This is a genomic window from Nocardiopsis suaedae, from assembly GCF_027706745.1.
Taxonomy (GTDB): domain Bacteria; phylum Actinomycetota; class Actinomycetes; order Streptosporangiales; family Streptosporangiaceae; genus Nocardiopsis_A; species Nocardiopsis_A suaedae.
Window position 1 is genome coordinate 24,125 of the sequence record NZ_JAQFWP010000029.1, and the last position, 13,723, is coordinate 37,847.

Sequence of the window (13,723 nt, forward strand, 5' to 3'; positions counted from 1 at the left end):
CCTCCGGCCGTAAGGAACCGCCGATGACCCTGACGAAGACCGACGCCCACCCTCCGGCCGCGCCGGACGCGGCGGCCGACCGGCCGGTGCTGCCCGTCGACGCGCTGGTCGACCCCGAGTGCGGCATCATCAGATCCGTCCGGGAGGTGCCGCACCCCGCCGGGGCCCCGGCCTCCTACACGGCGATGACCGCGGCCGTCGCCGACGCGCGCCGCCTCGGCGAGTGGCCCGCCGACCGCGTCTCCCTGGGCACCACCTTCGGCGACGCCGGCCAGGCGAGGATCGCCGCCATCGCCGAAGGGGTCGAACGCTACTGCGGGAACTGGCTCCCCGCCGAACTCCCCCGGGAGGAGCTGCGCATCTCCACCCGCGCCGAGCTCCAGGCCGACGGCGCCGACGTGATCGGCGCGGCCGAACTGCCGGTCTTCGCCCCCTGGCAGTACGACCGCGACCGGTTCCCCTACCACCGGCTCACCGACGACACCCCGACCCTGTGGACGCGGTGCGGCGACCTCGACGGCACCCTGACCTGGGTGCCCGCCTCGCTCGTCTACCTGAACTGGCGGCAGTCGCGCTTCCGGCACCTGCCCCGCACCCACCACCTCAACTACGCGGGCATCGCCACCGGCCAGGGCGCCGACGACGCGCGGGACCGCGGGGTCCTGGAGGTCGTCGAGCGCGACGCCCTCGAACTGTGGTGGCACCTGGACGGGCCGACCTTCGGCATCGACCCGGCGAGCGTCCCCGGGCTGGAAGAGGACCTGGGCGCGAGCCCGCTGAAGGTGTCCCTGGCCGCCATGCCGTCGGAGTTCGCGCCCGCCGTCGCGGCGCTCGTGCACGACGGGGAGCGCGGAATGTACGCCGCGGGCTTCTCCGCCTCCTGCGACCCGGTGCGCGCCGCCCGCAAGGCGGTCCTCGAAGCGGTCCACACGTGGGTGTACACCCAGGGCTGCACCGCCGCCGACGGGTGGGTGTTCCGCGCCGTCGAGCAGGGCCTGATGGCCCGCGGGCTCTACCTGGACTTCCGCGAGGACGCCTCCTACCTCGACGCCGCCGGGGACCAGTGCGGGAACATCATCGACCTGGGCGCGCACGTCCAGCTCTGGCTCGACCCGCGCATCCACGGCGAGGCACGGCGCTTCACGGAGCCGGACCTCGGCATCCGGCCGATCACCGCCATGGAGCCGGTCGAGATGAGGGAGGTGTACCGGCGCCTGGCCCGGCGCGGCCACCGCATCCTCACCCGCGACCTGACCACGTCCGACATCCGCCGTACGCCGCTGCGCGTGGTGCGGACCCTCGTCACCGGGCTGGTCCCCAACGCGCCCGCCGCCTTCGCCTACCTCGGCATGCCCCGCTTCCAGGAGGCCGCCGCCGAGCGCGGGTGGCGCACGGAATGGGACGGCGGCCCGGACGACTTCACGCTCATCCCGCCCCCGCACATGTAAGGCTCCCGTGTTCTCCACCGACCATCCGACAGCGGCGCCGCCCGGCATTGCGCCCGGCCTTCCGCCCGACCTGGCGCGTGCTTGGGCCGCCGACCCTCCCGGGGCGGCGCGCCCTCCCGGGCCGCGCGTGAACCCGTGGCGTGCGGCCGGCGCCGTCCCGGCGGCGGTGCCCGAGCGGCTCCGGGACCTGCTCGACGGCCTGTGGTCCGGACAGGGGTACCACCGGCTGGACGACGGGACCGCGACCGCCGTCCTTAGGCGCCCGGTGCCCTCCGCAGGCGGGGCCTACCCGGTGCAGACCCACGTGGTCGTCGGCGCCTCCGCGGCGCGCGGGGGCGGCGGGCGCTCCCTGGAGCCGGGCCGGTACGTCTACGACCACGACCGGGACACGCTGCTCCGGCGCGATGGAGCCGCTGGGCCGGGGGCGGCGACCCACGTGGTCCTGACCGTGCAGCCGGGCCGGAGCTACGGCCGCTACCGCCACCGGGCCTGGCCGCTGTGGATCGCGGACACCGCTTACGCGCTCGCCGCCGTGGAGTTCCTGATCCGCGCGGGACGCCCGCGCCCCCTCACCGTGCGCCTCGGCCCGGGGGCGCCGCTGCGCCGCCTGCTCGGCGTCCCGCGCGCGGGCGAGCACGCATGGTGGACCCGGAGCGGGCTCGCCCCGGAGATCCCGCTCGCGTCGGTCGAGCTGCCGGAGACGTGGGCGGTGGACGCCGGACGCCGCGACGCCTTGGCCGCGCGCCGCTCTCCGGCGCTCAGTGAATTCGCCGCGGCGGCACGGGCCCGGCCGCCGCACGCCGCCGGGGCGACCGGTGGGCCCCTCGGGGCGCGCTCGGTGGCCGAGGCGTCCGGGCAGGCGTGGGTCCTCGGGGCCCACCGCCTGGAGGCCTGGTCCGTCCCGGTGGACGCGGACGCGCCGGCCGCCGCCGTCGCCGACGTGCTGTGGCGGGCGCACAGGGAGGCGGCCCACCTGTGCTACTCGGGCGTGCTGACGGGGGACCGGCGCTCTCGGCCCGTGTCCGGCTTCCGAGCGGCGAACGGCCGCTGGATCGTGCACGCCCTGGCGATGCTCCCCCCACGCCCGGATGAGGAGGCCGCGGCATGATGATCGTCCGAGAGCTCTGGCGGGAGGCGGCCCGCTTCCCCGCCGCGCTGGCGTGGAGCACCGGGCTGCTGGCGCTCGTGTTCCTCACCCACGTCGCCCAGGCCGTCGCGATCGCCTGGTCGATGTCGGCCGTTCTGCGCGGGCGGCCGGAGGACGTGCTCGCCGCGCTGGCGCTGATCGTCGGGATCGCGCTGGCGCGGACCGTGCTCTCGCTCGTCCAGGCCTCGGCCGCCGCCGGGCTGGGCGGCCGCGTCCGGCAGGCCCTGCGCCGACGCGCGATGCGGGCCGCCCTCGTGCCCGAGCGGCTGCACGACACCGACGCCCGCGACGGGTCGATGCGGTCCGCCCTCGGCGACGGCATCGACGGCACCGACGCCTACGTCTCCAAGTACATCCCCGCCATCGCGCAGGTGTTCCTGGCCTGCCCGGTCATCGTCGCCGCGCTGGCGGTGCTCTCCCCGGCGGCGGGGCTGTGCGTCGCGGCGGGGATCGTACTGGCGCTGCTGGGGCCGATGGCGTGGAAGCGCATGATGGCCCGGCGCGGCCTGGACCACTGGGACAGTTACGAGGACCTCGGCTCCGACCTCCTCGAATCCCTGCGCGGCATGGCGACCCTGCGCACCCTGGGCGACGTTCCCGGAACCCGGCGGCGGCTGCACGCCCGCTCCGAGGCGCTGCGCCGCGCCACCGAGCGGGTCATGCGCGTCTCCCTGGCCGAGACCGCCGTCATCGACTTCGCGGTGCAGGCGGGCGTCGTCGCCGCGGCGGTCGCGGCCCTCGGCCACGCCGCCGCCGGGCAGGGACCCGCCATCGAGGTGTACCTGATCCTGCTGCTCTCCTCCGAGGCGTTCCGCCCGGTCCGCGACCTGTCGCGGCACTGGCACGCCGGGTTCCTCGGGCTGACCGCCATACCCGGACTCGCCCGGATCGGCGCCTTCGCCGCCGGGAGCGGTGCCGCCGGGAGCGGCGCCCCCGGGGAGGGACTGGCCGGCGCCCCGCCGCACCCCGCCGGCCCCACCGCGGAGCAGGCCGGGGAGCTGCGCGTCACCGGGCTGGGCTTCGGCTACCCCGGCGCCCGCGACGACGTCCTCCACGACCTCACCCTGACCGCGCGGCGCGGATCGCTCACCGCGATCACCGGGGAGTCCGGAGCGGGCAAGTCCACCCTGTTCGACCTGGTGCTCGGCTTCCTGACCCCGGACAGGGGCGGCATCGCCCTGGACGGCCGCCCGGTGCGCCCCGACGACGTCGCCGTGGTCTCCCAGCGGCCGGTGCTGTTCGCCGGGAGCGTCCGTGACAACCTCGCCGCCACCCGCCCCGGCGCGGCCGCCCCGGACGACGCCGACCTCGCCGCCGCGTGCCGCTCGGCCGGGATCCTCGACGAGATCCGGCGCCTGCCGCACGGGTTCGACACCGAGGTCACCGAGGCGGGCACCAACCTGTCGGGCGGACAGCGCCAGCGCCTCGCCCTCGCCCGCGCCCTCCTCGCGCGCCGCCCCGTCCTGCTCGTGGACGAGCCGACCAGCGCCCTGGACGCGGCGCGCGCCGCGGAGGTCGTCGACACGCTGCACCGCGTCGCCCGCGACCGGATCGTCATCATGATCAGCCACCGCCCCGAGACGCTCACCGGCGCGGCCCACGTGCTGCGGCTGGACGCCGGACACCTGGAGAGGAGCGCCCCGTGACCACCGTGTCCGCGCTCCGGGCCCTGCGCGGCCTGCTGCCCGCCCTGCGCCCCGAATGGCGCGGGATGCTCTGGAGCTACCTGGTCGGCACCGCGAGCGCGCTCGCGCTGGCCGCCCTGACCGTCCTCACGGCGTGGGCGGTCGGCCGCGCCGTCGTCGAAGGCGCGCCGCCCGGACCCGCCTGGTGGGCCGCCGTCATCGGGCTCGTCCTCCTGCGCACCGTGCTGACCTGGCAGGAGATGGACGTCTCGCACGCCCTGGCCTACCGGGTGCTGGCCCGGCTGCGGATGGCGCTGTTCGACGCCTACGCGCGCAGCGTCCCCGGGCGGCGGCGCGAGCACTCGGGGCGGGCGGCGGCCGTCGCCATGGGCGACATCGAGAAGCTGGAGTTCTTCTACGCCCACACCCTGGCGCAGATCGGGGCCTCGCTCACCGTGTTCCTGGCCGCCCTGGCCACCGCGGCCGCCGTGCTTCCGCAGGCCGGGGCGGTCATGCTCGCCGGGAGCGCGGCGGTCGGGGCCTCGGCGTTCGCCTGGGCGCGCACCGCGCGGCGGCTGGGCGAGCAGGAGCAGCGCGAGCGGTCGGCCCTGTCCGCGCGGATGGTCGACGCGCTCGGCGCGCTGCGCGAAGTGCTCGCCTACGGGCTCGCACCGCGCATCGTCGCCGAGACCGACGCCGCCACGGCCGGGGCCGTGGCGACCGCGCGCCGCCGGGAGCTCGTGGCACAGCTGGTCACCGCCCTGCGGGAGCTGATCGTGACGGGCGTGGTGATCGGGGTCATCGCCGTGAGCGCCTCCGCCGCGGGCGTGCTGTCCGGGTCCGGCGCGGCGGAGGCCGGGGGGACGGGCGCCGCGCTGTCCCCGGCTCTGCTGCCCGCCCTGGTGGCGCTGGCCGTCGCCGGGGTCGCCGCGACCACGGAGGCCGCCACCACGCTCACCCAGCTCCACCCCCTGGTCGCCGGGGCCGACCGCGTCGCCGCCGGGATCGGCCGACCCCCGGTCGTGTCCGAGCCGACGGCGGCCCGGGGGCTGCCGGAGGGGCCGCTGGGGCTCCGCTTCCGGGAGGTGGGCTTCGCCTACGACGGCCGGGAGCCCGTGCTCGCGTCCTGGTCCGCCGAACTCGCGCCCGGCGAGCACGTCGGCCTCGCCGGTCCCTCCGGTGCGGGCAAGAGCACGGCCGTCGCGCTGGCCGCGCGCCTGTGGGACCCCGCCTCGGGGGCCGTCGAACTGGTCGGCGCCGACGGGCGGGCGGCCGCGCTCACCGACCTCGCCGACGCCGACCTGCGGGCCGCCGTCGCGCTGGTCGACCAGGACGCGACCCTGTTCCACGGCACGGTGCGGGAGAACCTCCTGCGCGGGAGCGGGCCGCGCCCCGACGCCGAGCTGGCCGCCGTGCTGGAGCGGGTCGGCGCCGACGGGTGGATCGGCCTCGACGACGGCCTGGGCGAGAGCGGGGTGCGCCTGTCCGGGGGGCAGCGGGCGCGGCTGTGCCTGGCCCGCGCCCTGGTCCGGGACCCGCGCGTGCTGCTGGTCGACGAGGTGACCGCCAGCCTCGACCCGGCGACCGAGCGGGCGATCTCCGATGTGATCGCCGGTTTCGACGGCACCGTCCTCATCGCCTCCCACCGGGCGGAGACCCTGTCCCGGTGCGACCGGGTCATCGGCATCGGCGCGTCGGCCGGCCGGGACCCCGAACCCGGCCTCCTGTGAGCGGCCGCCCGCTCCTTCAGGAGGGGCGGCCGGGGATCACGACGCGCGGGTCGGAGCCCCCGGGACACGGAGGCGGAGACGTTGACTTCCTCCCACTCCTGCAAGGAGGGGGGATTCCTACGGCTCGCGCCGTTGGGGTTCCTGCTTCGTCGCCGACTGCCCCGTCCGGGAGGACTCCCGTTGAGGTCTTACACCGGCTCCACAGGCAGATGCCGCCAGCCCGGCGGCCAGGATGTTGCGTGACGCGTTGATGTCGCGGTCATGCACGGTGCCGCAGCCGCACGTCCAGGTGCGGACATTGAGCGGCATCCTCGCCGCGACCGTTCCGCGATCCCCGCACAGCTTGCTGGACGGGAACCAGCGGTCGATCACGACGAGTTCACGCCCGTACCAGGCGCACTTGTACTCCAGCACCTTGCGGAGTTCCGTCCACGACGCATCCGAGATGGCGCGTGCGAGCTTGCCGTTCAGTACCAGGTTGCGGACGGTGAGGTCCTCGATCACGACCGTTTGGTTCTCACGGACGAGTCGAGTCGAGGGCTTGTGGAGGAAGTCGCGGCGCCGGTCGGCGATCCGAGCGTGGACGCCGGCCACCTTGCGGCGGGCCTTGTCCCGGTTCGCGGACCCCTTGGCCTTGCGGGACAGTTGTTGCTGGGCCTTGGCCGGCCGTGCCCGGTCCTTCCGCTCGTGCTTCGGGTTGGTGACCTTCTCCCCGGTGGACAGCGCTACCAGTGAAGTGATGCCCGCGTCGGTGCCGGCCTCCGCGTTCGTGGCCGGCGCCGGGGTGATGGCGTCGTCGCACAGCAGGGACACGAACCAGCGCCCGGCCGGGTCGCGGGAGGCGGGAGACCGTCACCGTCGTGGGTTCGGCACCCTCCGGGAGGGGACGCGACCAGCGGATGTCCAGCGGTTCGGACATCTTCGCCAGCGTCAGCCGCCCATCACGCCACGTGAACCCGGAGCGGGTGTACTCCGCCGACGCTCGGGACTTCTTCTTCGACTCGAAGCGCGGGTACTTGGCCCGCTTGTCGAAGAAGTTGGTGAAGGCCGTCTGGAGGTGTCGCAGCGCCTGCTGAAGCGGGACGGACGACACCTCGGTGAGGAAGGAGAGTTCCTCAGTCTTCTTCCAGCCGGTGAGCGCAGCCGACGACTGCACGTAGGAGACGCGGCGCTGCTCGGAGTACCAGGCCCGCGTGCGCTCCTCCAGTGCCCGGTTGTACACGAAGCGGACGCAACCGAACGTGCGAGACAGCTCAGCTGCCCGCTTGACCTGCTGCGTCATACCTCACGTTCTATCAGCTCCCATGTGAATGCCGGGTGTTGGCCGTGGACGCCGGTCCGCCCTGGCGGCGAACCGGTTTCGCCTGCCCCACTGCGCGGCAGCGGCCCGTTCGGTGGGCCCGGCGGGTGCCTCCAGGGCGGTGACGGGCCCCTGACTGATGCGGCGCGTTATGCGGTCGACCGCCTCCAGGCCGCCGGGGCGGTCGCGGGCGACGATCAGCCATTGGTAGGGGTGCACCGGGGCGGTGTCGATGCGGGCACGGAGGTCCATACCGGACTCCTTGGGGGAGAGGTGGTCCTGGGGCGGCGGTGGTCCCGGGGGAGAGAGCGTCAGCGGACGTCGAGGACGACGGTGCCGGGGCCGGACGGCCCGTCGGAGGCGTCGGAGGCACCGGTGCGGCGCACGACGCGGGAGACGCAGGTGCACAGCTTGTCGGAGGCGGCCTTCTGCCGCTCGCTGAAGAACACGTCGCGGTGGTCGACGGCCCCGTCGACCGCGAGGACGTCGACCTGGCACAGGCCGCACTCGCCCTTGCGGCAGTCGTACATCGTGTCGACCCCGGCGCGGTCGAGGGCCTCCAGGAGCGACTCGCCCGCCCCGACGGTCGTCTCGACGCCGAGCCGGGGGACCCGCGCGACGAACTCCTCGGCCTCGAACCAGCCGCTGTTGCCGAAGGTCTCGTAGCGCAGGTTCGGCAACGGCAGCCCCCTTTCGAGCCAGCGGCGGCGGACCGCGTCCATGAGGCGGATGGGCCCGCACATGTACAGCTCGGTGTGCTCGTCGACGCCGCCGACCAGGCCGGGCACGTCGAGCCCGGTGCCCTCGTCGTCGACGTGCGCCTCGAGCCGGTCGCCGTGCTCGCGCTCCAGCTCGCGCAGGAAGGCCATGCCCGGACGGCTGCGGCCGACGTAGACCAGGCGGTACTCCGCTCCGAGCCGCCGCAGGACGGCGGCCATGGCGCGGAGGGCGGTGATCCCGATGCCCCCGGCGAGCAGCACGTAGCACGGGGCGCCCACCCGCAGGGGGAAGTTCTGCAGGGGCGCGGTGACCTCGAGCGCGTCCCCGGGGCGGAGCGCGTGCATGAACGCCGAGCCGCCGCGCGAGGTGGGGGACAGGCGCACGCCCAGGGTCAGCTCGGTGCCGTTCGCGCCGGACGCGACGACGGAGTAGGAGCGGACCCCGGCCGGGCCGTCACCGGTCCGCACGTCGACGTGGGCGCCGGGGTCGGCGCGCACGGGCTCCTCCGCGGCGATGGTGATCCTGGCGATCCCCTCGGCCGCCGGTCCGGTGGAGACGACGCGGCCGCGCAGCCAGCGCACCTGGTTCGTGCCGCTCATCTCAGCGCACCGCCCCGGCGGTGTCCGGGGCGGCGGCCGCCCGCTCGGCCTCGACCATGCGCTGGACGATGCGGCGCACCCACATCCCCCCGGCGTCGATGTTGAGGTTGTAGAACTCGTGGCCGGGGTTGGCCTCGATCGCCTTCTGCTGGGCGGTGAGCATCTCCTCGTCCTCGCCGAACACGCCGTGGACGCCGTCGCGGAGCTGGGTCGTGATGAGCTGGCTCTCCAGGCGGTAGTTGCGCATGAACGCCCAGAAGTACAGCGCCGAGCGCTCGTCGACCGGGGAGATGGTGTTCATGACGAACCCGTTGACGCCCCGGCTGCGGTCGCCCTCGGGCGCGCCGGTCCCGGCCTCGGCGACGCCGACGTCGATGCGGATCGTCGAGGGCGCCTGGAACTCGATGATCTGCCAGCGGTCGACCTTGCCGCTGAAGCCGGGGAAGCGGTCGCGCATGTTCTTCAGCCAGAACGGCGGCGGGTCGATGCCGTGCATCCACCGGGTGACGGTGACGGTGTCCTCGTCGTGGGCGACGTCGAAGTCCGACCCGCTGAGCTCGGCCTGGCCGATCGTGGAGGAGTGGACGAACTCCTCGTGGGTGAGGTCCATGAGGTTGTCGAGCACGAGCTGGTAGTTGGCCCGGACGTCGATGGTGCGCCCGTCCCCGGCCCATTCGGGCGAGTCCATCTGGAACATGTCGGGGACGGCGCCGGGGTCGGCGAGCGTCGGGTCGCCCGTCCACACCCAGATGAACCGGTGCCGCTCGACGACCGGGTACGAGGCGACCATCGCCGAGGGGTTGACCGTCTCCTGGGCGGGCATGTGGGTGCAGCGCCCGGCCGCGTCGTACCGCAGGCCGTGGTAGGGGCACTGGATGCCGTCGGGGCCGACGAGCTCGCCCTTGGACAGCGGGGCGAGACGGTGCCAGCACGCGTCGGCGAGGGCGACCGGGCGGCCGTCCTCGGTGCGGTAGAGCGCCAGCGGGGTCCCGGCGACGGTGCGCGCCAGGATCGCGCGGCGCCCGACCTCGTGGTCCCAGGCGGCGGCGTACCAGGCGTTGCGCGGGTAGGCCATGTTCTTCGCGGTCGCCCCGGAGGGGCCGAGGTCGGTCATGGGGCCTCCTTGCGGAAGGAACTATCTATCGACATAGATAATTCGTGAAGGAGGTCACACACTAACTATCGATATAGTGTTTGACAAGGCCCCGAGACGAGAGGGACGGAGGCGGGATGAGCCTGCGCTACGCGCTGCTGGCACTGCTCACGGCCGAGCCGCTCACCGGCTACGACGCCGTCAAGCGGTTCGGGGGGTCGGTCGGGTACGTCTGGCACGCCCCCGACTCGCAGATCTATCCCGAGCTGCGGCGGATGGAGGGCGAGGGGCTGATCGAGGGCGAGCAGGTGCGCTGGGGCCCCAACAGCACGAAGACCCGCTACTCGATCACCGGCGAGGGCGTCCGCGCGCTCCGGGAGTGGCTGGAGGCCCCGATCCCCTACGCGCCGCTGCGCGACGTCTCCCGCATGCGGGCCGCCTACTTCGAATGGGCCGGGCCCGAGAGCGCGCGGGAGAACCTGCGCAGGCACATCGACTACTACACCGAGCAGGTCGGCCGCTGGAAGGACATGCGGCAGGCCATCCTCAGCGCCGAGCACCCGAGCATCGCGGCCCGGCTGGAGAAGTACCCGGCCGAGGAGCACGAGCGGATCATCGCCTACAAGGCCTTCGCCTACGAGGGCCTCATCGCCCGGGGCGAGGCCGAGATCGAATGGGGGCGCAGGGGCCTGGACCTCATCGACGAGCTGGAGGGCCCCTCGCAAGCGCGTGGGGAGCCCGGGAGCTGAGGCGCACCCAGGGGTGAACGGGCCGCCCGGGGCACGGCAGAGTGGCCGCATGGACTTTCGGTCGTGGTGCGGCGGACGGCGTTCGGCGCGAACGGCGGTGGCGGTGGGAGCGGTCGTGCTGCTCGCGGGCGGACCGTCGGCGGCCGCCTCGGCGGCCGTGGGCGGGGAGCGCGTGGTCACCGCGTTCGACGCCGACATCTCCGTGACGTCGGACGGTGTGGTGGAGATCCGGGAGGAGATCACCTACGACCTGGGCGAGGGGCCGGGTGGGCAGGTGCACCGGGAGATCCCGGCGGCGGGGAGCATCGACGGGCAGGACGCCGGGGAGTTCGGTCTGGCCGGGGTGCGCGTGGAGGACTCCGGCGGAGTGATCGCCACCGACGTCCGCGAAGGGGAGGAGCGGACCGAGGTCACCATCGGCCGGTCCGGAACCGACCCCGCCCTGGAGGGCGAGAAAACATTCGTCATCGCCTACGAGTACCGCGACGTGCTGATCGCGGACGACCGGGAGCGGCCGCGGCTGTTTCTGGACGTCGTCGGGTCCGGTTGGGAGGTCCCGGTGGAGTCGGTGCGGGCGCGGGTGGACGTGCCCGGGCAGGCCGCGTCCGCCAGGTGCTACGCGGGGGAGCCCGGGACCCGTGACGGGTGCGCCGACGTGCGGCGGGACGGAGGCCGCGTCACCTTCACCGGCGACCGCGTCGAGCCGGGGCAGGCCTTCACCGTCGACGTGTCCGTCGCGGACGGCGACATCCCCGTGCCCGAGTCGGCGGGCGGGGGCTCCGGCTCCGAGGAGATGAGTGCGCGGGACCTCATCCTCGTCGTGGTGGTCACGGTGGCGGTCATGGTGGTGATCGGGGCCCCCGCACTGGTGCTCGAAGCGCGCGTGGAGAAGACCCGGGGCGCGAGCGGCGCGCCGGGCTCCCGAGGGGGCATGGGCGGCGGAGGCGCCGGAGGAGCGGGCGGTGGCGGTGGTGGCGGTGGAGGCGCCGGAGGGGGAGGCGGTGGAGGCGGGGGCGGCTGACGCCGCACGCAGGGCCGGGCAGTACACCTAGGGCCTGTCTGGAGTTCTGCGGTGTCCCGCCGAGTCGCGGTCCTCCCGTGGCCCCAGCGACACGGCTCCCCGTTGATCTCGGGCGACTCGGGCTTAGGAGCGCCGTGGTTTCCATCGTTCAGTGCACCTTTTCGTAGGTGTGCTGGACGGTAGGAGCAGATCGTTGCCCGAGCAGGGGTTCTGACGCCGGGGCACCGCCAGGCGCCGGGGTGGGACACCCCCGCCGAGCGCCTGGCCGAGCTGGTCGCCCCGGACCCGACGCCCGGCCCGTAGTTGCACTCACCCGTTGACATCGCCCGCCGTCATGAGCCCGACTCGCCCGGGACCGGCGGCGGAGGGGCCGGGCGAGGGGGGACTCCGGACAGGGCCGAGGTCAGGCGGGCGCCGCCGTGGCCCGGACTCCGGCGAGGACCACCCCGACGATGCGGTCCGCGTCCGCCCGGGTGAACGGGCGCGTCCCGCGGTTGACGATGAGGTGGACCGGTCCGGAGAGCATCTCGCCGAGGAAGGAGCCGTCGACCGGGGGCAGCTCGCCCCGGTCGGCCGCGGCGTCGATCCGGCGCTGCAGGGCGGCCACGCGCCGGTCGAGGATCCCGGCCACCGCCTGCCGGACCGCGGGGTTCCCGCCCGCGGGCTGGACGGCCTGTTCGAGCGCCCTGCCGAACGGCGTCTCCAGGCCGCCCGCCATGGCCACCAGGAAGTCCACCAGGTCGCGGTGGACGTCGCCGGTGTCGGCGACCGAGGCGAGGTCCTCGGCGTAGCGCAGCAGCGCGTCCGCGACCAGCCTCTCGCGGTCCGGCCAGTTGCGGTAGACGCTGGTCTTGTGCACGCCCGCGCGCTCGGCGACCTCCTCGTAGCGGAAGCCCGAGACCCCGTCGCGCGCGACGAGTTCGGCGGCCGCGGTGAGGATGCGCGCGCGCACCCGCGCGGTGCGGCCGCCGGGGCGCCGGGCGGGTCGGCGGCCGGGGGCGCCCCCGTCGGTCTCGTCGGGCATCGCCGCCCCACCTCTCTATTCCCCGTACGGGTGCCGATTGTGGCCAGGTGCGGCTTTGCGGTGCAAGCCGGGGCAGGGCTAGGCTCATTAAAAGCAACAGGAAGTTGCTTTTAGTGAGGAGCAGCCACGTGAAGATCCTCGTCTCCGGAGCCGGCATCGCCGGGCTCGCCTGCGCACACGGACTCGGCGCCCGCGGGCACGCCGTCACCGTCGTCGAGCACGCCCCGCGCCTTCGCCTGGCGGGCACCCCCGTCGACATCCGCGGCGACGCGCTCGCGGCCGCCGACCGGATGGGACTGCTCGGCCGCATCCGGGAGCGGCGGCTCCGGATGAGCGAGCTCAGCCGGTTCGTCGACGCCGACGGCGCGCCGGTGGCCCGCGTCCCCGTGGCCCGCACCGGCGACTCGCCCGACGACGTCGAACTCCTCCGCGGCGACCTCGTGCGCCTCCTCGCCGACGCGCTCCCGGACACCGCCGCGGTCCGCTTCGACGACTCGGTCGAGGCCCTGGCCGACGACGGCGACGGTGTCGACGCGCGCTTCCGGTCCGGCGGCAGCGACCGCTACGACCTCGTGGTCGGGGCCGACGGCCAGCACTCCCAGGTGCGCGGACTCGTGTTCGGGCCGGAGAGCGGGTACCTGCGGCACCTCGGCGTCTACATCGCCCTGGCCGACCTGCCCGGCGCGGCGCCCTCCGACGAGGTCAACCTCGTGCACAACGTCCCCGGCATGATGGCCGGGGTCTTCCGGTACGGGGACAGGACCGTCGCGGTCCTCCAGTTCCGCTCCGGGCCGCTCGACTACGACCACCGCGACCTGGAGGCCCAGAAGCGGATCCTCGCCGAGGCGTTCGCGGGGCAGCGGTCGTGGAGGATTCCGGAACTGGTCGAGGCGGCCCTCGCCGACCCGGCGCTCTTCTTCGACTCGGCGGGCCAGATCCGTATGCCGGGCTGGCACCGGGGCCGGGTCGTCCTCGTGGGCGACGCCGGGTACGCCCCGGCCTTCCTGTCGGGACGGGGCGCCTCGCTCGCCCTGACCGGGGCCCAGTTCCTCGCCGAGGAGCTCGAGCGGTGCGGCGGCGACCCCACCGCCGCGTTCGAGCGGTACACGGACCGCCAGCGCCCCTACGTGAAGCGCGCCCAGGACAGGGTCCACGCCAGCCGCGACCGCCTCGTCCCCGCCACCTGGGCCGACATCGCGGCCCGCAACGACGCCCTGCGGGCGGCCGAGACCGCCGCGCGCTGACGCCCCCTCACCGACCCCTCATC

Annotated in this window: 10 protein-coding genes and 1 pseudogene; 7 read left to right on the forward strand and 4 right to left on the reverse strand. The window is 74.7% G+C overall.

The genetic code is table 11. The features are described 5' to 3' along the window. Positions 1–23: 23 nt before the first annotated feature. The 4 genes from O4U47_RS16215 (at position 24) to O4U47_RS16230 (ending at position 5,950) form a co-directional block, all read left to right on the forward strand. Positions 24–1,448, forward strand: a complete 1,425-nt coding sequence (locus tag O4U47_RS16215) for a YcaO-like family protein (RefSeq protein WP_270678706.1) — start codon at positions 24–26, stop codon at positions 1,446–1,448. A 127-nt stretch (positions 1,449–1,575) separates the two neighbouring features. Further along, positions 1,576–2,556: a nitroreductase family protein gene (locus tag O4U47_RS16220; RefSeq protein WP_270678707.1), complete on the forward strand. Its 981-nt coding sequence runs from the start codon at positions 1,576–1,578 to the stop codon at positions 2,554–2,556. After that, the gene (locus O4U47_RS16225) at positions 2,553–4,241 is read left to right on the forward strand and encodes an ABC transporter ATP-binding protein/permease (RefSeq protein WP_270678708.1); all 1,689 of its coding nucleotides are present in this window, start codon (positions 2,553–2,555) and stop codon (positions 4,239–4,241) included. The genes O4U47_RS16220 and O4U47_RS16225 overlap by 4 nt, the downstream gene beginning before the upstream one ends. After that, entirely contained in the window at positions 4,238–5,950 is a 1,713-nt protein-coding gene (locus tag O4U47_RS16230; RefSeq protein WP_270678709.1) for an ATP-binding cassette domain-containing protein, read from the forward strand. The genes O4U47_RS16225 and O4U47_RS16230 overlap by 4 nt, the downstream gene beginning before the upstream one ends. Positions 5,951–6,067: 117 nt before the next feature. On the opposite strand, the pseudogene O4U47_RS16235 reads toward O4U47_RS16230, so the two are convergent. The 3 genes and pseudogenes from O4U47_RS16235 to O4U47_RS16245 all read right to left on the reverse strand — a co-directional run bounded on the left by O4U47_RS16235 (position 6,068) and on the right by O4U47_RS16245 (position 9,683). Next, positions 6,068–7,232 (reverse strand): annotated as a pseudogene (locus O4U47_RS16235) (RNA-guided endonuclease InsQ/TnpB family protein). 329 nt (positions 7,233–7,561) lie between these two features. Continuing rightward, positions 7,562–8,569 carry a PDR/VanB family oxidoreductase gene (locus O4U47_RS16240; protein WP_270678710.1) on the reverse strand — a complete coding sequence of 336 codons (1,008 nt, stop codon included), beginning with the start codon at positions 8,567–8,569 and terminating at the stop codon, positions 7,562–7,564. Between the two features lies 1 nt (position 8,570). Further along, positions 8,571–9,683 (reverse strand): aromatic ring-hydroxylating dioxygenase subunit alpha, encoded by a 1,113-nt coding sequence (locus O4U47_RS16245; RefSeq protein WP_270678711.1) that lies wholly within the window; start codon positions 9,681–9,683, stop codon positions 8,571–8,573. A gap of 116 nt (positions 9,684–9,799) precedes the next feature. On the opposite strand from O4U47_RS16245, the gene O4U47_RS16250 reads away from it, so the two are divergent. Both O4U47_RS16250 and O4U47_RS16255 read left to right on the forward strand, forming a co-directional pair. Next, positions 9,800–10,411: a PadR family transcriptional regulator gene (locus tag O4U47_RS16250; RefSeq protein WP_270678712.1), complete on the forward strand. Its 612-nt coding sequence runs from the start codon at positions 9,800–9,802 to the stop codon at positions 10,409–10,411. Positions 10,412–10,460: 49 nt separating this feature from the next. After that, complete coding sequence (locus O4U47_RS16255; protein WP_270678713.1) at positions 10,461–11,432, forward strand: DUF2207 domain-containing protein; 972 nt, start codon at positions 10,461–10,463, stop codon at positions 11,430–11,432. 403 nt (positions 11,433–11,835) lie between these two features. Here the strand turns inward: O4U47_RS16255 and O4U47_RS16260 are convergent, their stop codons facing one another. After that, positions 11,836–12,456 (reverse strand): TetR/AcrR family transcriptional regulator, encoded by a 621-nt coding sequence (locus O4U47_RS16260; RefSeq protein WP_270678714.1) that lies wholly within the window; start codon positions 12,454–12,456, stop codon positions 11,836–11,838. Positions 12,457–12,584: 128 nt separating this feature from the next. Here O4U47_RS16260 and O4U47_RS16265 point away from each other — a divergent pair, with 128 nt between their 5' ends. Beyond that, on the forward strand, positions 12,585–13,700 hold the full coding sequence (locus tag O4U47_RS16265) for an FAD-dependent monooxygenase (protein WP_270678715.1): 1,116 nt from the start codon (positions 12,585–12,587) through the stop codon (positions 13,698–13,700). Positions 13,701–13,723 lie beyond the last annotated feature (23 nt).

What these genes read in the sequence shown, in the direction of transcription:
- O4U47_RS16215 (WP_270678706.1), top strand. Translation starts at nt 24, where the DNA reads ATGACCCTGACGAAGACCGACGCCCACCCTCCGGCCGCGCCGGACGCG.
- O4U47_RS16225 (WP_270678708.1), top strand. Translation starts at nt 2,553, where the DNA reads ATGATGATCGTCCGAGAGCTCTGGCGGGAGGCGGCCCGCTTCCCCGCC.
- O4U47_RS16240 (WP_270678710.1), bottom strand. Translation starts at nt 8,569, where the DNA reads ATGAGCGGCACGAACCAGGTGCGCTGGCTGCGCGGCCGCGTCGTCTCC.
- O4U47_RS16245 (WP_270678711.1), bottom strand. Translation starts at nt 9,683, where the DNA reads ATGACCGACCTCGGCCCCTCCGGGGCGACCGCGAAGAACATGGCCTAC.
- O4U47_RS16250 (WP_270678712.1), top strand. Translation starts at nt 9,800, where the DNA reads ATGAGCCTGCGCTACGCGCTGCTGGCACTGCTCACGGCCGAGCCGCTC.
- O4U47_RS16255 (WP_270678713.1), top strand. Translation starts at nt 10,461, where the DNA reads ATGGACTTTCGGTCGTGGTGCGGCGGACGGCGTTCGGCGCGAACGGCG.
- O4U47_RS16260 (WP_270678714.1), bottom strand. Translation starts at nt 12,456, where the DNA reads ATGCCCGACGAGACCGACGGGGGCGCCCCCGGCCGCCGACCCGCCCGG.